The organism is Thalassococcus lentus, assembly GCF_028023555.1.
Classification (GTDB): Bacteria; Pseudomonadota; Alphaproteobacteria; order Rhodobacterales; family Rhodobacteraceae; genus Thalassococcus_A; species Thalassococcus_A lentus.
The window spans coordinates 630,659-651,648 of the sequence record NZ_JAQIOY010000002.1 but is presented as its reverse complement, the minus strand read 5'-3'; the positions used below and the strand labels follow the sequence as shown (position 1 = coordinate 651,648).

Annotated in this window: 19 protein-coding genes; 11 read left to right on the top strand and 8 right to left on the bottom strand. The window is 60.4% G+C overall.

Translation table 11 applies throughout. From position 1 onward, the window contains the following. The first annotated feature begins 98 nt into the window (after nt 1–98). The 9 genes from PFY00_RS08230 to PFY00_RS08190 all read left to right on the top strand — a co-directional run bounded on the left by PFY00_RS08230 (nt 99) and on the right by PFY00_RS08190 (nt 9,915). Nucleotides 99–1,148 carry a DUF1036 domain-containing protein gene (locus tag PFY00_RS08230; RefSeq protein WP_271432055.1) on the top strand — a complete coding sequence of 350 codons (1,050 nt, stop codon included), beginning with the start codon at nt 99–101 and terminating at the stop codon, nt 1,146–1,148. Nucleotides 1,149–1,206: 58 nt separating this feature from the next. Beyond that, nucleotides 1,207–1,773, top strand: coding sequence for a transcriptional regulator BetI (gene betI, locus PFY00_RS08225; RefSeq protein WP_271432054.1), 567 nt, complete (start codon nt 1,207–1,209; stop codon nt 1,771–1,773). Continuing rightward, a complete protein-coding gene (gene betC, locus PFY00_RS08220) occupies nt 1,770–3,275 on the top strand; it encodes a choline-sulfatase (RefSeq protein WP_271432053.1) in 1,506 nt (501 codons plus the stop codon). The genes betI and betC overlap by 4 nt, the downstream gene beginning before the upstream one ends. Nucleotides 3,276–3,387: 112 nt before the next feature. After that, the gene (gene betB, locus PFY00_RS08215; RefSeq protein WP_271432052.1) at nt 3,388–4,845 is read left to right on the top strand and encodes a betaine-aldehyde dehydrogenase; all 1,458 of its coding nucleotides are present in this window, start codon (nt 3,388–3,390) and stop codon (nt 4,843–4,845) included. Beyond that, entirely contained in the window at nt 4,845–6,491 is a 1,647-nt protein-coding gene (gene betA / locus PFY00_RS08210; RefSeq protein WP_271432051.1) for a choline dehydrogenase, read from the top strand. The genes betB and betA overlap by 1 nt, the downstream gene beginning before the upstream one ends. Nucleotides 6,492–6,660: 169 nt before the next feature. After that, entirely contained in the window at nt 6,661–7,077 is a 417-nt protein-coding gene (locus PFY00_RS08205) for a DUF1499 domain-containing protein (RefSeq protein ID WP_271432221.1), read from the top strand. A 64-nt stretch (nt 7,078–7,141) separates the two neighbouring features. Further along, the gene (prfA, locus tag PFY00_RS08200) at nt 7,142–8,194 is read left to right on the top strand and encodes a peptide chain release factor 1 (protein WP_271432050.1); all 1,053 of its coding nucleotides are present in this window, start codon (nt 7,142–7,144) and stop codon (nt 8,192–8,194) included. Next, nucleotides 8,194–9,045: a peptide chain release factor N(5)-glutamine methyltransferase gene (gene prmC, locus PFY00_RS08195; protein ID WP_271432049.1), complete on the top strand. Its 852-nt coding sequence runs from the start codon at nt 8,194–8,196 to the stop codon at nt 9,043–9,045. The genes prfA and prmC overlap by 1 nt, the downstream gene beginning before the upstream one ends. Before the next feature lie 243 nt (nt 9,046–9,288). After that, on the top strand, nt 9,289–9,915 hold the full coding sequence (locus tag PFY00_RS08190; protein WP_271432048.1) for a DUF4167 domain-containing protein: 627 nt from the start codon (nt 9,289–9,291) through the stop codon (nt 9,913–9,915). Between the two features lie 83 nt (nt 9,916–9,998). Here PFY00_RS08190 and rsmA read toward each other — a convergent pair whose 3' ends face one another. From rsmA to lptF, 6 genes are all read right to left on the bottom strand, one after another. Then, on the bottom strand, nt 9,999–10,838 hold the full coding sequence (rsmA, locus tag PFY00_RS08185; RefSeq protein ID WP_271432047.1) for a 16S rRNA (adenine(1518)-N(6)/adenine(1519)-N(6))-dimethyltransferase RsmA: 840 nt from the start codon (nt 10,836–10,838) through the stop codon (nt 9,999–10,001). 88 nt (nt 10,839–10,926) lie between these two features. Beyond that, nucleotides 10,927–11,898, bottom strand: a complete 972-nt coding sequence (gene pdxA / locus PFY00_RS08180; RefSeq protein WP_271432046.1) for a 4-hydroxythreonine-4-phosphate dehydrogenase PdxA — start codon at nt 11,896–11,898, stop codon at nt 10,927–10,929. Nucleotides 11,899–11,904: 6 nt separating this feature from the next. After that, nucleotides 11,905–13,149, bottom strand: coding sequence for a peptidylprolyl isomerase (locus PFY00_RS08175; protein ID WP_271432045.1), 1,245 nt, complete (start codon nt 13,147–13,149; stop codon nt 11,905–11,907). Further along, complete coding sequence (locus tag PFY00_RS08170) at nt 13,137–15,329, bottom strand: LPS-assembly protein LptD (protein ID WP_271432044.1); 2,193 nt, start codon at nt 15,327–15,329, stop codon at nt 13,137–13,139. The genes PFY00_RS08175 and PFY00_RS08170 overlap by 13 nt, the downstream gene beginning before the upstream one ends. Beyond that, nucleotides 15,329–16,423: an LPS export ABC transporter permease LptG gene (gene lptG / locus PFY00_RS08165; RefSeq protein WP_271432043.1), complete on the bottom strand. Its 1,095-nt coding sequence runs from the start codon at nt 16,421–16,423 to the stop codon at nt 15,329–15,331. Before lptG ends, PFY00_RS08170 begins: the two co-directional genes overlap by 1 nt. Beyond that, on the bottom strand, nt 16,420–17,562 hold the full coding sequence (lptF, locus tag PFY00_RS08160; RefSeq protein WP_271432042.1) for an LPS export ABC transporter permease LptF: 1,143 nt from the start codon (nt 17,560–17,562) through the stop codon (nt 16,420–16,422). The genes lptG and lptF overlap by 4 nt, the downstream gene beginning before the upstream one ends. Nucleotides 17,563–17,693: 131 nt before the next feature. On the opposite strand from lptF, the gene PFY00_RS08155 reads away from it, so the two are divergent. After that, a complete protein-coding gene (locus tag PFY00_RS08155; RefSeq protein WP_271432041.1) occupies nt 17,694–19,160 on the top strand; it encodes a leucyl aminopeptidase in 1,467 nt (488 codons plus the stop codon). Nucleotides 19,161–19,163: 3 nt separating this feature from the next. Next, entirely contained in the window at nt 19,164–19,634 is a 471-nt protein-coding gene (locus PFY00_RS08150) for a DNA polymerase III subunit chi (RefSeq protein ID WP_271432040.1), read from the top strand. 69 nt (nt 19,635–19,703) lie between these two features. Here the strand turns inward: PFY00_RS08150 and PFY00_RS08145 are convergent, their stop codons facing one another. Together PFY00_RS08145 and PFY00_RS08140 are read right to left on the bottom strand one after the other, a co-directional pair. Next, on the bottom strand, nt 19,704–20,285 hold the full coding sequence (locus PFY00_RS08145) for a retropepsin-like aspartic protease family protein (RefSeq protein ID WP_271432039.1): 582 nt from the start codon (nt 20,283–20,285) through the stop codon (nt 19,704–19,706). A gap of 70 nt (nt 20,286–20,355) precedes the next feature. After that, the gene (locus PFY00_RS08140; protein ID WP_271432038.1) at nt 20,356–20,979 is read right to left on the bottom strand and encodes a MarC family protein; all 624 of its coding nucleotides are present in this window, start codon (nt 20,977–20,979) and stop codon (nt 20,356–20,358) included. Between the last annotated feature and the right edge of the window lie 11 nt (nt 20,980–20,990).

The window sequence follows — 20,990 nt, the reverse complement described above, 5'->3', positions numbered from 1 at the left end:
CGTATCCTGCGCCAGGCAAGCGCGTGCTGTGCGAAAGGATTCTGGACAGACTGGTATGGCTGTTGTCTGATCTTTCCTGAAATCGGGAGAGAACGCATATGGCCATATTCAACACCAAAGCAGGCCTGACTCTGCTGCTGGCCCTTTGCGGGACAGCGGCCACGGCCGAATTGACGATCTGCAATGAGGGCCCGGACCGGCAGAGCCTTGCCATCGGCTACGAAGCCTTGGGCGGTGTCTGGACTTCGGAAGGCTGGTGGGGGATCGACCCCGGTGCTTGCAAAACCGTGCGGTCGCGCGCTTTGGACAAACCCGACTTTTTCTACCGGGCGACGACGTCTGGCGGCGCATTTGATGCGCCTTTTGCGTTTTGCACCGCCAGCGAGGCGTTTACGATTCTGGGCGACAAGGATTGTTCCGAGCGGGGATACCGCAGAGAGCGGTTTGCCAAGATCGATACAGATGGCGCGCGCAGCTATCGGCTGGTTCTGGGGGCAAATGGCGCGCTGCTCGGGCCGCGCGACCCCGAAGAAGACATTGATTACAGCGACGCCCCGTTGCAGGCTTTCAGCACCTTGCAGCGGGGCACTTTGGGCGAACCCTTGAGCCAAGTCGGTCTGTTCAACGGATGCACGATCGAGGATGGGCTCGAGTTTTGTTCCTTCATCGCGGAGGGCTGGCGCTATCACGCCTACTACGGTGGGGGCAGCGGCGACGAGATTCTGAACGAATTGCAGAACTGGCCCCTCAATACTGCGGTCGAGTTCAGCGGTGATCTGATCGGCTACGGCGACATAACGGCCGAGGTGGCGCTTGCCATGGTGTTGGAGCAGCCGGGCGGCGATGCCTTTGCCGCGCAACGCATGATGATGCAGGGGCTTTGGCGTAGTCAGGAAGACCCGCGCGCTGACATGCGCATTCTGGGCTCGGACGTTTACGAATTTTACGACGGTGATCTGGTGAGCCAGCAATTGATGCAACTTCAGTCCAACTGCGAAGGCTTCGAGGGGCTTGGGCAGGGCTTCTGGCGCACTGAACTGGAGCAACGCGATCCATGGTGCCTGCTGATCGGGCGCGTGTCGCAGGACAGCCTGATCTTCACAAATCCTTTGCGCGGCAATCAGCTGGTTTATGCGCGGGTAGAGTAGCCGAAGATCCGATCATTTTTTTATTGACTGATCAGTCAATTAAAGGCACGCATTTAGTATGCCAAGGATCGGACAAGAACCCATGCGCCGTGCTGCGCTCGTTGCTGCCACCGTCGAAGAGATCGGCGAAGCGGGCACGTTGGATGTGACCGTTGGGCAGATTGCCCGACGGGCAGGCATGTCCAGCGCGCTTGCGCATCATTATTTCGGCGGCAAAGCGCAGATATTTCTCGCAGCGATGCGTCACATTCAGTCGGAATATGCCGCAGAGGTGCGTCGTTGCCTCCAGCAGGCCGAACCGGGCAAGCGGCTTGAGGCGCTCATATCGGCGAACTTTGCGCCGATCTGCTTTGCCCCGGCGACGGTATCGGCCTGGCTGAATTTCTATGTTCTTGCCCAAAGCGACAAGGACGCGGCCCGGCTTTTGCAGATCTACCAGAAACGGCTCCACAGCAATCTGGTGCATGCACTGCGCGGTCGCTGCGCGGCGCCCGAACAGGTTGCCGAGGTGCTGGCCGCACAGATTGATGGAACCTACCTGCGGGCGGCACTGGCGGGCGAGTCGATCAACGGGGCAGAAGAGGCTGTATTGCTGGCTGCCAAAGCACTGATGGAGACGTCGTGAAGCCGAATATCCTCATAGTGATGGTCGACCAGTTGAATGGCACGTTTTTTCCGGACGGGCCTGCCGAATGGCTGCATACCCCGGCGCTGCGGGCGCTGGCGGAACGATCTGTGCGGTTTCAGAACGCATACACTGCCAGCCCGCTGTGCGCACCGGGGCGGGCCAGCTTCATGTCGGGGCAGTTGCCCAGTAAGACCGGCGTCTATGACAATGCGGCGGAATTTGCCTCGAGCATACCAACCTATGCGCACCACTTGCGCCGAGCCGGATACCAGACCTGCCTTTCGGGCAAGATGCACTTTGTTGGCCCCGACCAGCTACACGGTTTCGAAGAGCGTCTGACCACTGACATCTATCCGGCTGATTTCGGCTGGACGCCGGATTATCGCAAGCCCGGCGAGCGTATCGACTGGTGGTATCACAACATGGGCAGTGTCACCGGTGCTGGCGTCGCTGAGATTTCCAACCAGATGGAATATGACGATGAGGTTGCCCATCACGCGACCCGCAAACTCTATGATCTGGCGCGCGGCAAAGACGAGCGGCCCTGGTGTCTGACCGTCAGCTTTACACATCCGCATGACCCCTATGTTGCGCGCAAGAAATATTGGAATTTATACAACGATTGCAAATATTTGAAGCCTGAAGTTTCAGCTTTGGATTATGATGATCATGACCCACATTCCCAACGGATTTTTGATGCGAATGACTGGCGGTCTTTCGACATAACCGACGATCACATCTGCCGCGCCCGTCAGGCCTATTTTGCCAACATCTCGTATCTGGATGACAAGATTGCCGGTTTGTTGCAGGTGCTGGATGACACACGGCAAGAGGCGATCGTGGTATTTGTCTCGGATCACGGTGACATGCTCGGAGAGCGCGGGCTTTGGTTCAAGATGTCGTTCTTTGAGGGATCGGCGCGTGTGCCGCTGATGATCGCCCTGCCGGACGGGTCGGGCAGTTCCGTTGCCCACTCGGTCAGCACGATCGATCTTTGCCCCACGCTTTGCGATCTGGCGGGTGTTTCCATGCAAGAGGTTGCCCCCTGGACCACTGGGGAAAGCCTTGTTCCCCTGATGAAGGGTGAGGCGCGCAAAACGCCGGTCGCAATGGAATATGCGGCTGAAGCGTCCTACGCGCCCCTGATTGCACTGCGTCAGGACCGCTGGAAGTACACCGCCTGCGCGCTTGATCCTGAACAGTTGTTCGATCTGGAAACGGACCCACATGAGTTGACCAATCTGGCTAGCAATCCGGAACATGCCGAGGTTTTGGAGCGGTTTCGGACTATGGCGGCTGAGCGTTGGGATCTGGGCCAGTTTGACGCCGACGTTCGCCACAGTCAGGCACGCCGCTGGGTGGTCTACGAGGCGCTGCGCCAGGGTGGATATTATCCGTGGGATTTTCAGCCGCTGCAGGCGGCCTCGGAACAATACATGCGCAATCATATGGATCTGAACGTGCTGGAGGAAAACCAGCGGTTCCCGCGTGGGGAATGAGTGATCTGCAACCGGCCAGACGCGCAACGCGCGCGGTCTGGTGAGTGCTGCATTGCAAGAGAACAAGCAACGCCACGTCTGAAAAGCAGGCAGGCGAACAGGAGAGACGATCATGGGCTATGACACCCAACCCAAAGCCAGTCACTTCGTGGATGGGCAGTATATCGAGGACACATCCGGGGCCGTGATGGAGGTGGTTTATCCCGCCACTGGTGCCGTGATCGCCCGGCTGCACGAGGCGACGCCGGCCATCATTGAAAAAGCGATCACCAGCGGCCGGCGGGCTCAGGCCGAATGGGCCGGGATGATGGGTGTGGAACGCGGCCGTATCCTGCGTCGTGCTGCCGATATCATGCGGGAACGCAACTATGATCTGTCGGTTCTGGAAACGCATGACACCGGCAAACCCATGTCGGAAACGCTCTATGTGGATGCAACCTCGGGGGCGGATGCTTTGGAGTATTTCGGTGGATTGGCGGGCAGCCTGACCGGCGAACATGTACCGCTCGGTGGTGACTGGGGATACACTGTGCGTGAACCCCTTGGTCTCTGCGTCGGTTTGGGGGCTTGGAACTATCCGACCCAGATTGCCTGCTGGAAGGGCGCCCCGGCGCTGGCTTGCGGCAATGCGATGATCTTCAAGCCTTCGGAAACAACGCCGCTCTGTGCGTTGAAGGTTGCGGAAATCCTGCATGAGGCAGGCCTGCCTGCCGGGCTTTACAATGTCATTCAAGGCGCAGGCGATGTGGGCCGTGCATTGGTGGGGGATGAACGGGTCGACAAGGTGTCATTGACCGGCTCTGTGCCGACCGGGAAACGGGTCTATGCCAGCGCTGCAGAAGGCATGAAGCATGTGACCATGGAGCTGGGCGGCAAAAGCCCCTTGGTCGTCTTTGAGGATGCGGATCTGGACAATGCGGTGGGCGGCGCAATCCTGGGCAATTTCTACAGCACCGGGCAGGTTTGCAGCAATGGCACGCGTGTGTTTGTGCACAAGTCCATCAAGGAAGCCTTCCTGAAGCGTCTGGCCGAACGGCTTGGCTCGGCCAAGATTGGCGATCCGCTGGACGAAACTGTGAACTTCGGCCCGATGGTTTCGTCCTCGCAGCGTGACATCGTTCTGGACTACATCGCCAAGGGCAAGGCCGAAGGCGCGCGCCTTGTGTGTGGTGGCTCTGTGATTGCGGGGGATGGTTTTTACATCCAACCGACCGTCTTTGCCGATGTTACCGATGACATGGTGATTGCCCGCGAAGAAATCTTTGGGCCGGTTATGGCCGTGCTGGATTTCGAAGATGAGGCAGATGTTATCGCTCGCGCGAATAATACGGAATACGGCCTGTCTGCGGGTGTCTTTACCCGCGACATATCACGCGCGCATCGCGTGATTGGCCAGTTGCAGGCCGGATCCTGCTTCATCAACTCGTATAATGACGCCCCTGTGGAATTGCCCTTTGGTGGATCAAAGCTTTCGGGTGTGGGACGCGAAAACTCCAAGACTGCGATCGAGCATTATTCCCAGCTCAAATCCGTCTACGTGCGGATGGGCGATGTGGAGGCGCCATTTTGATGCAGGCTGACTACGTCGTTGTGGGGGCGGGCAGTGCCGGGTGCGCTATGGCGTATCGCCTGACCGAAGCTGGCCACAGTGTCATTGTAATTGAATTTGGCGGCTCGGATTGGGGCCCGTTCATCAACATGCCCGCGGCATTGTCCTATCCCATGAACATGCGCCGCTATGACTGGGGCTACCATACCGAGCCGGAGCCCCATATGAACGGGCGCCGCATGGCCTGCCCAAGGGGCAAGGTGATTGGCGGATCATCCAGCATCAACGGCATGATCTACGTGCGCGGACACGCTGGTGACTTTGATCATTGGCGCGACAGCGGGGCCGACGGTTGGGGTTATGCTGATGTTTTGCCTTATTACAAACGTCAGGAAGACTGGCATGCGGGCGGGCATGGCGGTGATCCGGATTGGCGCGGGCAGGGTGGCCCGCTGCATGTCACGCGCGGTGCGCGCCTAAACCCGCTGGTACAGGCCTTTGTGCAGGCCGGTGTGCAGGCGGGCTATGGCGCGACTGACGACTACAATGGCCAGCGCCAGGAAGGTTTTGGCCCCTTCGACATGACCGTGTGGAAGGGCGAGCGCTGGTCCGCCGCCAAGGCCTATCTGCGCCCGGCGCAAAAGAAAGGCGCTCAGGTGGTGTCGGGTATGGCCCGGCGCGTGGTTGTCGAAGAGGGCCGTGCCGTTGCCGTCGAAATCGAGAACGGCAAGGGTGTTCAGACCATTCGGGCCGCACGCGAAGTAATCGTGGCCGCCGGTGCAATCAATGCGCCCAAGCTTCTGTTGATGTCCGGGATCGGTCCCGGTGCGCATTTGCAGGAACACGGCATTGATGTGATTGCGGATCGGCGCGGGGTTGGCCAGAACCTGCAGGATCATCTTGAGCTTTACGTTCAGCAGGCATCGATCAAGCCAGTCAGCCTGTATAAATACTGGTCCTTGCTGGGGAAGGCCTATGTGGGTGCCCGCTGGCTGTTTGGCCGGTCTGGTCCCGGTGCAACCAATCAATTCGAAAGCTGCGGCTTTATCCGGTCGCGCGCTGGCGTGGACTATCCTGACGTTCAGTTCCATTTTTTGCCGTTGGCGGTTCGCTACGACGGCAAAGGCGCATCCGAGGGATATCAGGCGCATGTGGGGCCGATGCGGTCGCCATCACGCGGGTCTGTCTCTTTGCGTTCGAACCGGGCCGAGGACGCGCCAAAGATCCTGTTCAACTACATGAGCACCGAAGAAGACTGGCGAGATTTCCGTCAGTGTATCCGGCTGACACGGGAAATTCTGGCGCAGCCCGCCTTTGACCCGTTCCGCGGAGAGGAAATCCAACCGGGTGACGATGTTCAAAGCGACGAAGCGCTGGATGCGGTGATCCGAGAACACGCCGAGAGCGCCTATCATCCCTGCGGCACCTGCAAGATGGGCCGCGCGGATGATCCCGATGCCGTGGTTGATCCGCAGGGGCGTGTCATCGGGGTCGAAGGCCTGCGTGTCGCCGACAGTTCGATCTTTCCGCGAATTCCCAACGGAAACCTGAATGCCCCTTCGATCATGGTCGGTGAAAAAATCGCCGATCACGTGCTGGGGCGTCAGCTGCCACCGGACAATGCCGAACCCTGGTTCCACCCAAACTGGGAAACGGCGCAGCGCTGATTTCAAACGCAGCGCGCATGTTTGAGAAAACGCCCAAAAGGCTGCCAAGGGAGGCACCCAAGGCACCTTTTGGCCGATCTCATTCATTTGACCGGATTGAACCCTTTCAGAATCGCGTCCGAACGTGCATCTCAAAGGAGAGCAGAAAAGGCCGGGGGACACCGTGCGGATGGTATTTTACTCTATTCTCATTCTTGCCATTGCGGGCCTTGCCTGGGTGCGTTTTGCGCCGTCCGATCCGGACGTTTGGCACGTTGATCCCAAGGTAACTTCTGATCAGGACCTGTCCGATGGGGTTCGCCGCCGGGTGGATGCGGGCGGAGATTCGCAACAAATGTTGAAATCACTGCATGCCATCATCCTTGAAACGCCGCGCACAGAGGTGCTGGCAGGCAGCCCCGAAGAGGGCCGCGTAACCTATGTGACCCGGTCTCAGTGGATGGGTTTCCCTGACTACGCCACTGTTCAGGACGCAGGCACACATCTTGAGGTCTGGTCCCGACTGCGCTTCGGCAAGGCCGATCTGGGGACCAATAAGGCCAAGGTTGACGGCTGGCTGACCCAGCTTGCTGCCCGCTTGCAATAGTTTGCGCGCCTGTTGATGCTGCTGGGGGATTGACCGCGGCCTTGCCTTGGGCGATGCAGTTCGAATGATCCCGACCGACCGACTTATCCAGATCAAGCAACGACTTGAGTTCGTCGAAGCCAGCATGTCCGCCGGAGAGGGGGATATTGCTGACCTTGGCCGCGAATATGCCGAATTGCGCCCGGTGGTGACCCAGATCGAAGAGCTGGAACAAATCCGCGCCGATATCGCCGAAGCCGAGGAAATGCTGAACGATCCTGAGATGAAGGATCTGGCCGAAGAAGAATTGCCTGCGCTGCGTGAACGCCTGCCCGAAGTGGAGCAGGCCGTGCAGCTGGCCCTGCTGCCGCGTGACGCGGCGGATGCGCGGCCCGCGGTTCTGGAAATCCGACCGGGCACCGGCGGTGATGAAGCGGCGCTGTTTGCCGGTGATCTGGCCCGCATGTACCAGCGTTTTGCCGAAACGCAGGGCTGGGCCTGGGAAGTGATCGAAGAACAAATGTCCGATCTGGGCGGTTTGCGGGAACTGGTCGTTCGCGTTGCCGGAAGCGGTGTCTTTGCCCGGCTGAAGTTTGAATCCGGCGTGCACCGGGTCCAGCGTGTTCCCGAAACGGAAAGTGGCGGGCGCATCCATACATCGGCGGCCACGGTCGCTGTGCTGCCCGAGGCCCAAGAGGTCGATATCCAGATCGAGCCGGGCGATATACGCATTGATACCATGCGCAGTTCCGGGGCGGGCGGTCAGCACGTGAACACCACCGACAGTGCGGTGCGGATCACACACCTGCCCACAGGCATTGTCGTGACCAGCTCGGAAAAGTCGCAGCACCGGAACCGCGAAATCGCCATGCAGGTTCTCAGGGCCCGTCTGTTTGATGCGCAACGCAGCGCGGTGGATGCCGAACGCTCGGCGGATCGCAAGGCGCAGGTTGGCAGCGGCGATCGGTCCGAACGCATCCGTACCTATAATTTCCCGCAGGGGCGCATGACAGACCATCGCATCGGTCTGACCCTCTACAGGCTGGATCAGATCATGCAGGGCGATCTGGATGAAATCATCGATGCCCTGACCGCAGAACATCAGGCCGCACAATTGGCTGAGATGGGTCAAAACTGATGCGCGCCGCAGATTTGGTTGCAGAAGGCACGCGCACGCTCGTCGCCGCCGATATTCCCGACGCAGGCCGCGATGCACGGCGGCTCTTGGCCCATGTGCTCAAGGTGCCGCCCGGTCGTTTGACCCTGTTTTTGCCTGAAGAGGTCGACGAAGAACTGGCCGTCGTGTTCAAAGTGATGATCGAACGCCGCGCGGAACGTGTGCCGGTCAGCCATCTGACCGGGCGCCGGCTGTTCTATGGCCGTGAGTTTCTGGTCACACCCGAAGTGCTCGACCCGCGCCCGGAAACCGAGACTTTGATCGAAGTCGCGCTGTCAGAGCCCTTTGCATCTTTACTCGATCTGGGCACGGGGTCGGGGTGCATCCTGCTGACGTTGCTGGCCGAACGCGAAACCGCCGTTGGGATGGGCTTTGACATCAGCCCTGCGGCGCTCAACGTCGCATTCTGGAACCGCAACGCGCTCAAACTTGAAACCCGCGCTACACTGGAAGAGGGCAGCTGGTTTGCCCCCTTGCAGGGCAAGTCGGAAACCTTCGACCTCATCGTTTCCAATCCGCCTTACATCGCGTTGCATGAATTGCCGTTTCTGTCGCCCGAAGTGCGCGATCACGAGCCTCGTCTTGCCCTGACCGACGAAGCCGATGGCCTGAGCGCTTATCACGCCATTCTGGCAGGCTTTGGCCAGTATCTCGAACCGGGGGGGCGTCTGGTGGTGGAAATCGGCGCCAGCCAGGGCGGTGCGGTGTCCAAACTCTTTGCCGGGGCCGGGCTGCGCAATGTGCAGGTGATCCCTGATATGGACGGTCGCGACCGGGTTGTCGTCGGCACGCGGGCCAACAGGCGGGGCTGATCCGCGGGATTCCACCAACTGGCGTGGGATTTTCGGCGTAAATCCTAAGAAATAGGTCGAAAATGCGCCTTTTGCCTTGTCAGGGGCAAGGCGGTGTGCATATTCATCCTTATCAGAGCGCCGGATGTGCTGCCGCTTGTCCCGCCTGATGCCAAGCACACACATATGTGACCACTGCAGATCGACGCCAGACGCGCCAATCAGGTCACCCACAGTCGCAAAACAGACTGGAATTCGAAACTCATGCGATCTTCCAAATCCCGCTCGCGGAACAAGAACAACCGCAACCGCAATAACAATTCGTTGGGCAATGTGGTGAACCGCGTCTTCGACAGCTCCGGGCCGGAAGGCAAGGTGCGCGGAACACCGCAGCAGATCATCGACAAGTACAATCAGCTCGCTCGGGATGCCTCGCTGGCCAATGACCGTGTTGCCATGGAAAACTTCCAGCAGCATGCGGAACATTACCTGCGTCTGCTATCCGCAGCGCAGCGCGAACAAGAAGCGCGCCGCGAACAGCAGGACCGCGAGAACCGCGAACGTCAGGCGCAACGCGATCGCGAACGCGCCGAACGTGATGCGAACCGCGCCGACAACGATGCTCAGCCGGATCAAAAACCGCAGCCGGACGCGCAGCCTGATCCGGGCAAAGCGGATCAGCCCGATGTGCTGGACATGAGCGGCGATGACGATGGGCCCGGTCTGGTCGAAACCCCCGAGGCGCGTGTCGAAGAGCAGCCCAAGGCAGACGCCAAACCCAAAAAGCCGCGTGCGCCACGCAAGCCGCGCAAGAAGCCGGCCGAGAGTGCGGATGAGGCACCAGCCCCTGAGCCCGAGGCCAGCGCCGAAACGCCGGATGCTGCCGAATAGCATCCCGCTGTGATGGACATGAAACAAAAGGCCGCTCCGAGGTTTCGGGGCGGCTTTTTTGTTTTGGCCGGGGGGTGTTTGGCTCAGGTCTCGAACTGACGGGCCAGCGCGCAGAACGCCTCCAGCGGAACCTGCTCGGCGCGCTCGGTGGGTTTGATACCGGCAGCAAGCAACCGGTCTTCGATGTCTGGCGCCAGCGCTTTCAAACCACTGCGCAGCATCTTGCGCCGTTGGTTGAAGGCAGCGGCCACAATGCGTTCCAGAACCGCAGGCTGAGCGTCGAAGCGCGGCGCGGGCAGGGCGGTCAGATGCACGACGGCCGAGCTGACCTTGGGCGGCGGCGTGAAAGCCTCGGGTGGCAGCGTCAGGGCGATCCGCGCATCGCACCGCCACTGCGCGAGTATGGCAAGCCGTCCATAGGCCTTTGATCCGGGCTGCGCCACGATGCGCTCGGCCACTTCTTTCTGGAACATCAGTGTCAAAGAGCGCCAGACCGGCGGCCATTGTGGCGGGGTCAGCCAGCGGATCAACAGCTCCGTGCCCACGTTGTAAGGCAGATTGGCACAAACAGCGATGGGCGGTGTCAGGTGGGCAAGCGGGTCGACCTCCAGGGCATCTCCCTCAATAACCTGCAGTTGCCCGGGATAGGCCTGTGCAATGTCGACCAGTGCGGGCAGACAGCGCGCATCCTTTTCCACGGCCAGCACCCGGCGGGCTCCTTCAGCCAGAAGCCCGCGTGTCAAACCGCCCGGGCCCGGCCCGACCTCCAGAACATCTGTGGCGCTCAGGTCCCCGGCAATCCGGGCAATGCGGGCCGTCAGGTTGAGATCCAACAGAAAGTTCTGCCCCAGCGCCTTGCGCGCGGACAGCCCATGTGTCGCAATCACATCGCGCAGGGGCGGCAGACCATCTATTTGGCTCATAGCCGTGCTCCTGGTTTCTTTGTGCCGAAAATATCCCGGGGGTGTCGGGGCTGGCCCCCACTCTTGTCCGGCTGACTGGACTCGCGCCTCATGCGGCGCCTCCGGCCATACGCCAGGCCATGCGCAGGGCTTCAATGGTCGAACTGGGATTGGCCAGACCCTTGCCTGCGATATCGAAAGCCGTTCCGTGATCCGGCGATGTGCGCACAAATGGCAGGCCCAGTGTGACATTCACTCCGCGATCAAAATCCAGCGTCTTGATCGGGATCAGTGCCTGATCGTGGTACATGCAGATCGCGGCGTCATAGCGCGCCCGCGCGGCAGCATGAAACATGGTGTCGGCGGAAAGCGGGCCGACGATGTCCATCCCGTCGCTGCGCAGTCTGTCCAGAACCGGTGCGATCAGATCAATTTCTTCGCGGCCCATCTTGCCGCCTTCGCCTGCATGCGGATTGAGACCGGCCACGGCCAGCCGCGGCGCAGGCAGTCCGAACTGCTCGATCAAGCCAGCGTGCGTGATGCGAATACGCCGCTCCAACACGGGCGCGGTCAACGCCTGCGGCACATCGGCAAGCGCTATATGAATCGTGGCCGGAACAACGCGCAGCTGCTCGGAGGCCAGCATCATGACCACGTCTTCGGCCCCGGCCAGGTGGCAAAGGAATTCCGTATGTCCTGGAAAGGCAAATCCGGCCCCATCCTGAAGCGCTTGTTTGTGGATGGGCAGGGTACACAGAGCCGAAGCCTTGCCCGACTGGGACAGCGCCACGCCACGTTCAATCGACTGAACCACCCCGGCGGCATGGTCGGGCTGTGGCTTGCCGGGTATGCGCGGGCCTGCCATGTCGATTCGCAGAACCGGCAAGGCTCGGGTTGCAACGCCGGGCGCCTCATCTGGCGCCACGATCAACTGGTGCGGAACTGTGCCCGGCAAATGCGCCGGATCTCCGATCCAGAAGAACGGCAAATCCGCGCCAAGTGCCTGCCAAGCGGCTTCGGCCAGTTCAGGGCCGATACCAGCAGGCTCGCCACAGCTGACGGCAATGGGTGCAGGTCGCACGGCCGCTTAGCGTTCGATGATCCGTGCGCTGGCCCGAAGCTGTGCCAGATACCCGTCTGCAAGCTGGGCAATGCGCTGGTTCCGAAGACCGATGGTGAACTCTTCGCGGTCCACGTCTTCGTTGACCTTGGTGGTGCGGCCGCAAAGCATCAGGAAAACCAAGGTCTGTCCATTGGCCCGTGTCAGCGCCGTGGAAACTTCACCGGCGTCCAGCTTGGACAATTCATATGCGATGTCGGTCGGAATCTCGCCCGGCGCCTTAGTGCCGCGCTCCAGAACTTCGGCAGGCTGCCCTTTGGCCACGCCGTAAAGGTCATCACAGCGGTCAACGCGCCCCTTGAGAACACGGGCCTTGGCCAGTGTTTCATCAGACCGTCCACCGGGCATGTAGTAGGCGGCGTATTCAACAGCGGCGACTTCGGGGGCGCTGTATCCGGTTTCTTCGATGTCACGAAGCTGGAACAGCGCAATCGCACCGGGGATTTCGATCGGGTCTGTCACCTGACCGGGTTTGAGTTTCAGCATAAGCGGCTGAAGAACGGGCGGCAGTTCGTTCAGGGAACGCCAGGGCAGGCGGCCACCATTGCGGCGTGTAGCCGTTGCGGAATAGCGGCGTGCTTCGGCCGAAAAGGCCGAGGTCGAGGTCAGCTGCGAGATACGATTGGCCCGAGCCCGGACTGCGCTTTCCTGACGTGGTGGCATCGGCATGATGAGCTCAGACACCAGAACCCGGATGCTGCCGCCGCTGCCGCGGTTGCTGAGCGCGCGATCTACTTCGGCTTCGCTGACACCGACCCGACCGGCGAAACGCTGGCGCACCACCTGTCTCCAGGCCATGCCTGCATTCACAAAGTCCCGGAAGGTTTGTTCGGCGACACCGTTCGATTCCAGAACCTTGACGAATTCACTGCGGCTGAGATTTGCGCGTCCGGCAAATTCTTCCATACCGTCCAGCACTTCCTCTCGGCTGGGGCGGATACCGGCATCCTTGGCGGCCTGCAGGCGCAACCGGTCATCGATCAGCTGCTCGCGCGCCAGTTTTGCCGGATCGCCCGGTGCTTTCAGCAGTTCGAGCATCCGCGTACGCTGCTCGATCTCAAAGCCTGTGATCACCAGATCGTTCACAGTGATCGCTGGCGAGAATTGCCCCTGTGCGGCCAAAGGCTGCGCAAGGCCAAGCATGGCAACTACCGCCAATGGTGCGATGCGGGCCATCGCCCGGCGGATCGGTGAAAAACTCAATGCTGGCATGTGCGTCGAAACTCCTTGGCGCTGCCGCCGGTCGAAAAACCTTTCAATGCGACAGTCAGGTCGAAATCGGTGGATGGCTCTAGATTGCTGGACGACGCAAACTTGCGGGTCGCGCCGAAATCAACCTGAACGCATTCGTTTTGGTATTGCAGGCCCAAGCCTACGCGGTCAAGCCGCCTGTCGACCAGATCGTAGCGCCACGAGGTCGAAGTGCTCCAATGCTGACTGATGCGGTATTCGCCGTCAAAGGACCATTCCGACTGTGCCTCAAGCCGGTCTTCGTCCGGATCAGTCACAAGCAGAACGTAGGATGCGCCCAGATCCATGCGATTGTTAGACCAACCGGCACGGGCCTCGGCCTTGGAAAACCGGGCCTGATCGTCCAGAAGGCCGCGCGCCGAAAGGGTCAGACCGTTCTGATGCGCGAAGCGTCCGGCCACAAGCCAGTCAGACGCCGTGCCCTGTAGCCCGGACGAGCGGGTGAATTCTGTATCGGCCGTCTCCCGCCAGATCCGTCCGATCGTCAATGCGGCGCTCCAGCCGTCGGGGGCTTGGTGCATCCAGCGCAGGCCAGCAGCAACGGTGCCTCCGTGTTCGCGTCTGTCGGCAGCGGGGAAACGGGACAGGCTGAGCAAGTTGCCTTCGTCAAATTCGACCCGGGTGCTTTCGTCGTTGGGATTGCCCGGACGCTGTCCGCTGACATAGCCCAGTTGCAGCAGCGGTTCGATCACGGTGCGCTGGCCGCGTGGTCCGGTGCGTTCCCATGGCCAGCGCAGTTCTACAGCCACGCCGTGGGTGGCCCGCGCCACATCGCGCACCGAGGTGTTGTCCTGAAAGGTCATGTGCCGGTCGAGCCAGAGGTTCGTGGTCACGCCCGCGCGGATACCGCCTGCCAATGTCCAGCGTTTGCGCCATGATGCTTCGGCACTGATGCGCCCGACGTCGCGGCCGTCCACATCCAGATCAGCATCCGCGCTGTCAAAGGGGATAGAGGAATACCGGTAGTGCCCATGCACAGCTGCTGACAGGCGCAGTTCGCCGCCCAGCGCAGCCGGGAAAAACCGCCGCTCGATCGCGGCATCGCCAATGATGGTTGGTTGCGTGTCGTTGTCTTCAAAATCCCGAAGCGACTCATAATGCACCAGGCTTGCGGTAATCAGCTCATCGCGGCGCACACGCCGCAAATCGACGGTGCTGCTCAGGCGGTCAGCGCCGGTAATGTCGTAGTCGTTCAGATATGAGGCGTCGGAGGTCAGCTTCAGATCGAAGTCCAGCTTGAAATCGCGGGGCAGACGAAACGCGCCTTCGGCAAAAAGATAGCCGCGCGCTTCGCCGGGTTTCAGCGTATCGCTGCTGATCGCGCCGTTTATTTCCAGATCACCATAGGCAAAGGCCCTGCGGTAGCGATAGCCGAGGGACCGCGCCTTGGTCGAAAGATGCGGGGTCAGCGTCAGATCCTGATGGCGGCCAATCGGAATGAAGTAGGGCACCTTGATCCCAAAGCCGAGCAGGGTCGAGCTGTGGAACGTGGGGATCAGGAAACCGCGTGCGCGCTTGAGCGTCGGATCGGGCAGGCGCAGGTGGGGCAGGTAGAAAACGGGCACGTCGAGAACCCGGAACTGCGCTTCGTCAAAATAGAGTTGCCGTTCCACCTGATCGTGAACAACGCGCTTGGCGCGGATCTGCCACAGCGGTGTGGCGTTGTGCCCGCAGACCTGACAGGACGTGACGGCCACGCGGCTCAGTTGGGTGTAGCGGCCATCGACGCGGCGCGCCTCGACCGACGCCAGCTGCAACTGCTGATCCAGAACCAGACGCGCGCCTTTCAGCAACCCGTTACGGAACCCCTGATCCAGCGTGGCTTCATCGGCTAGGATGACATTGCCATCTGCATCCGTGATCCGGATCGGACCTTCGATAATCAGGGTGTCGGTGCTGCGGTCATAGATGATGCGCGTTGCGCTGAGCCGGATTCCACCCTGAAGCGCCTCGACATTGCCCGAGGCCACGAGGCGTTCTTCGTTTTCGACAAAGACTTCGTCGGCCACAAGCAGCGCGGGATCATCCTGCGTTTGTTCTGCCGTACTGTCCTGTGCGAAGGCAGGTTGCACCGAAACGGTGCCAATCAAAGCGGCCGTCAGAACCAAAACACAAAAACGCAAAAGGACAGCAGCAGACATCATCCATCCTCCATATGCAGCACAAGCCCCAAGGCCAAGAGCACCGATGCAAGCGGCGGGACCCAAGCGGCGATAAACGGTGCCAATTGCCCGTTTTCCCCAAGGATTTGAGCGAAATTCCGCACATAGTAGAGCCCAAAGCCGAGCAGCACCGCAGACAAAACCGCCAGACCGGTTCGGCCCAACCGGGTGGGCCGCATCGTGAAACCCGCACCAATCAGAACCATGGCCATCAAAAAGACCGGACGCGCCAGCTCCATCTGATACCAGACAACGTGGCGCCGGGCGGAAAAGCCGGCGTCGGACAGCTCATTGATAAAGGCCGGCAGATCCCAGATGGCTATCGCCGAGGGACGTCCGAAACGGTCGCGAATGCTGTCTTGGGTCAGCGTCGAGGGCAATCGCAGTGACGCATGGTTTTTGGCCCCAACTTCGGGGTTCAACCCGGCAGCCAATGGCCAGGCTTTGGCTTGGTGCAGCAGCCATGCGCCGTCTTCCAGTCTGGCTTCGCGTGCGGTGATACGCTGCGCGGGGCCGCCGTTGGGCGCATAGGTGACAAAGCTGACATCAAACAGAACGGTCGCGTCTGTACTGGCGCGCTGGGCGTGGATCACGCTTTGCCCCTCGGGGCCGCCTTGTCTAAGCCACAGACCTTCGGCTCCGATGGACAGGACCGATGCTTCGCCCGAGCGATAGCTTTCGCGCAGATCAGCATAGCGTTTGGAGGTTGCGGCCACGATGGGGTTCATCACGGCCACTGCCATCGCCCCGATCAACGCAGCAACCATCACAGGGGCCACAAGCACCGCCAGCCCTGATCGGCCCGACGCCCGCGCCACGACCAGCTCGGACGACCGGGCAAGACCCAAAAACAACGCAATGGTGGACAGGATCATAACCAGCGGCAAAATCTGATAGAGTCCTTCGGGAAGCTTCAACCCGACAAGCTGCAGGACCTGCGCAAAGCTGACGCCATCGGGCAGGCTGCGCAATTCCTCGACCAGATCGAGCAGACCCTGAAAAATGCCAAAGACGGCAAAGAGCCCCAGAAAGAGCCAAAGGAACCGGCGCGCAAAATAGAAATGCAGGATCATGCAGGCGCCTCCTGCTCGGACAGGTCCGGCTTGGACTTGCGCGGGCGGAAAGGCCGGGCCGCCCGCATCAGCAGAACCCAGACAATCGACAGCCCCACGACGCTGGGCAGATAAACCAGCGGCCAAAGCGCCGGGTTGCCTCTGACCGGATCAGAAACAGCGCTTTCCACGAGTTTGATAAGCACCAAAAGAAAAATCGCACCGACGATCTGCCGGGTCGCGCCCAGCCGTGAATAGCTGCCGCTGATGAGGGCCGAAAACCCGATCAGCGCTGCAACAATGCTGAGCAAAGGCAACTGGAACCGTTCATGCGCTTCCTGCAGCACTTCGCCTGGGTCTTTCTTGCTCTCCTGTGCGATGGCATCTGTCTGACCCAGCAACTCAAGCGTGGGGATATACTCGAGCTTGCGCCGTTTTGGTTTGCCAGGCTGCACCAGTGCGGAAATATCGTAGCTGAGATCCGAGAAATTCGTGGTCGACAAACGCTGGGATTCGATTTCCAGCGTCTGCGCCATTCCGGTCAGCATGACCAGTTTCGGGCCTTCATCGTCACGCAGCAGAAAGGCCCGGTCGGCGGTGTAGATGACCTCGCGCTTTTCCTGCCGCCGGTCCGACAACAGAACATCCCGCAATTCGCCGGTCTCGGTGATTTCCCGGATGTAGAAGGTAATGCCCTTGGCCGGGTGTAGGAACGCGCCTTCGCGCAACAACCGGGCACTGACCGAGCTGGAGATTTCCTGTTCGCGCAGACGCAGCTGTTCCAGCGATGCGGGCACCAGCACATGGGCCAGAATGCTGCCCATCAGACTGATCAATATTCCGAAGGCAAGGATCGGTCGCGCCAGACGCCAGGGTGAATAGCCAACGGATCGCACCACGGTCAGTTCTGAATCGCCTGACAGCCGGTGCGTGACATAGACCGCTGCGGCAAAGGCGGCCATGGGCAGGACCAAGGCGATAACCGAAGGCAGGGACAGCGCGGTGAATTCCAGAAACACACCTGCGGTGTGGCCATCCGCGATTAAACGATCAAACAGCACCACAGCCCGGTTGACCCAATAGACGGACACCAGAACGAGGGCAAAGAACCCGAACAATACCATGAGTTGCGACAGCATATATCTGTCGAATCGTTGCACTGTGACGGTCCCCCCAGAACCAGATGTTGTGCCTGAACACTAGCCGATCACGACCGGCGGGGAAAGGCGGCTCTGGTCATTGGGGGCGGGTCGGACTAACTCTTGGCAAGGATCAGCTTAGAGGATTACGCATGACCGACCTGCGCGACATTACATTTGCCGAATTGGATCTGGATTCACTGGCGACAGCCGAAGGCTGCGTGGCCATTCCGATCAACGCCGAAAAAACCATGAGCCCAGCTGCGCGCAGGCTGAATCGTTTGACCAAGGGGGCAGTACAGCGCGCGCTCGATTCCAAGGCTTGGGAGGATTTGAGCCAGTCCGAAGCCGTGGTGCTGGACTATCCGGTTGGTATGGCGGCGGACAAACTCTGCCTTGTGAAACTGGAACGCCGCCCGGCTGTTCAGGATGCCCGCAAGGCAGGTGCCACGATTGCGATTCAATCCGGATCGCGCAAAGTCCTGATCGCTCAGGGCAATACCACACGCGCCGACGAAGTTGCTCTGGGGCTGGCCCTGCGCGGTTATGGATTTGACGCGCGCAAGAGCAAGCAGGCGGATTCTTCGGGGGCTGCCTTGTTTGCTTGTGCGAAACCTGATGAAGCCACGCAGGCTTTTGTCGCCGGGCGCGCGGTGGCTGAAGGGGTCTTCTTTACCCGCGATCTGGTGTCCGAGCCGGCCAACGTGCTGACCACCACCGAATTTGCCACGCGCCTCGAAGCGCTGCGTGATCTGGGTGTCGAAGTCGAAGTGCTGGACGAGCCGGAGCTGGAAAAGCTGGGTATGGGGTCGCTGTTGTGTGTCGGGCAGGGGTCCGACAGCCCGTCCAAGGTTGTGATCATGCGCTGGAACGGCGGTACGGGCGCGCCTTTGGCTCTGATTGGCAAGGGGGTTGTCTTTGATACTGGCGGCATCAGCCTGAAACCGGCGGGCGGCATGGAAGACATGACCATGGATATGGGCGGCGCAGGCGTGGTCTCTGGCGTGATGAAGACGCTGGCAATGCGCAAGGCCAAGGCCAATGTGGTGGGTCTTGTCGGTCTCGTTGAGAACATGCCATCGGGCAATGCAACGCGCCCCGGTGACATCGTCACGTCCATGAAGGGTGACACGATCGAAGTGATCAACACCGACGCCGAAGGCCGGTTGGTTCTGGCCGATGTAATGTGGCACGCGCAGGAAAACGAAAAACCTGCCGCCATGGTCGATCTGGCGACCCTGACCGGGGCTTGCATCATCGCGCTGGGCCATGAAAACGCAGCCGTCTTTGCCAATGACGATGGTTTTGCAGGCGACTTCCTAAAGGCGGCCAATGCCGAAGGCGAAGGCGCCTGGCGCCTGCCATTGGGCAAAGCTTATGACGATATGCTCAAGAGCCAGAAGGCCGACATGAAGAATGTGGGCGGACGGCCTGCCGGATCGATTACCGCTGCGCAGTTCCTGCAGCGGTTTGTTCAGGATGGCATGCCGTGGATTCACCTCGATATTGCCGGCGTGGCCCAAGTGACCAAACCAACGGATCTGGCGCCCAAGGGCGCCACCGGCTGGGGGGTTATGGCGCTTGATCGTTTGGTTCGCGACAAGTTCGAGGGCGAATAACCTTTGGGCGCGGCGTATTTCTACCACCTGACGCGAGCACCGCTCGAAGTCACATTGCCCCTGCTGCTGGAAAAATCGCTGGCGGCAGGGTGGCGGGTGGCAGTGCGCGGCACGGAAGCTGCACGACTGGAATGGCTGGATCAGCAGTTGTGGCTGTCGCCGGAGGATGGGTTCTTGCCCCACGGTCTGGCCGGGGGTCCGCATGACGCGGACCAGCCGATCCTGTTGACAACAGGGGCCGCGGCCAATGATCCGTCCTGCCTGATGAGCGTGGACGGTGCCGATATTTCGGCCGAGGACGTCAACGCGATGGAGCGGGTTTGTGTGCTGTTTGACGGTCATGATCCAGAGGCTCTGGATCGTGCGCGCGGCCAGTGGAAAGCCCTGACCACCGCGGGCTGCGCCGCGCAATATTGGTCAGAGGAATCCGGACGATGGGAAAAGAAAGCCGAATCCGATGCAGCCAGCGGCTGAGCGTCGGCCCATTTTTTCTTGGGTTCTTGGAGTACACATGGCCAAGAGCGGAAGAACGCGGAACCGGTCTTAGCGCTCCAGAACCAACCGGTCGCCGGATATCTCGATCCGGTCGAAGCGCTGCAAATAAGACATCCCGAGCAACGATTGATCCATGCGTCCTTCGTTCACATAGGCGCGAACGCCCTGATCGGTGAACGGGCCAAAGCCGACCTCTTTCAGGGTCACCGGCGCGGTGCGGACGATCCCGTTGGCTGTCATGGCTTCGGAGAAGAACACCAAGCTGGCTTCGTCCAGACCGGCCCGTTCCGCATCCTGACGGGTCAGAACCACCGAGGTTGCGCCAGTGTCGACCACAAAGCGTACGGGCGCGCCGTTCAGATCGACGGTCGCATAATAATGTCCGTCCGGGTTCCGGGGCAGTTCGATCCGCCCATCCTCGACAAAGGCGACCTGTCTTTGGGTGACGGTGCGCGAAATGTCCTCCCACAGTCCGACCACCGCGATGGTTCCCAGAATGATAAAACCCCAGGCGGCGGCCTGTTTGACTTTGGTGGACAGGCTGTCGCGGTTCTGAACAAAGAACCAAAACCCCAGCACCGATGCCAAGAGCACCAGATAAATCAGGTTTCCAACTTCGAAAGAGTCCATGGGTGATCCTGTGTTGTCCTGTGCTCAATGTATGAACCGGGCGCGCGATTGCCAGCCCTTGGTGCAAGGCTCAGCCCAGTGCGGACAGACCAAAGTCGCGCAGACCGTCCAGCACAAACTGGACCGAAAGCGCCGCCAGCAACATGCCCAGCAGGCGGGTGACCACGGTGATGCCCGTTCGTCCAAGCCCGCGTTCGATGGGTCCGGCCGTCAGGAACAGCAACAGCGCGATCAGCACAACAAAGCCCATGACCGCCAGCACACCCAGTTGCTGTGTGATATCCTGTGCGTCGCCAGCCAAAAGGATGATCGACGCAATCGCGCCGGGACCCGCGATCAGCGGGATAGCCATAGGAAATACGGATGGGTCGGGGAATTCTTCGGCTTCACTTTGGTCTTCGCGCCGTTTGGTGCGCCGTTCAAACAGCATGTCGAGCGCGGTCAGGAACAACAAAATGCCGCCTGCAATCCGGAACGCAGGCATGCCGATCCCGATAAAGCCGAGAACGGCCTCGCCGAAAAATGCAAACAGTGTCAGGACGATAAAGGAAATCACGCAGGCACGAATGGCAACCGCACGCCGGTGTGCCGCATCACTGCCTTGCGTCAATGCGATGAACATCGGCGTCAGGCCGATGGGGTCAATGACAACAAAGAGCGTTGCAAAGGCCGTTATGAAAAATGCTGCGTCCATAGGGCAGGGCT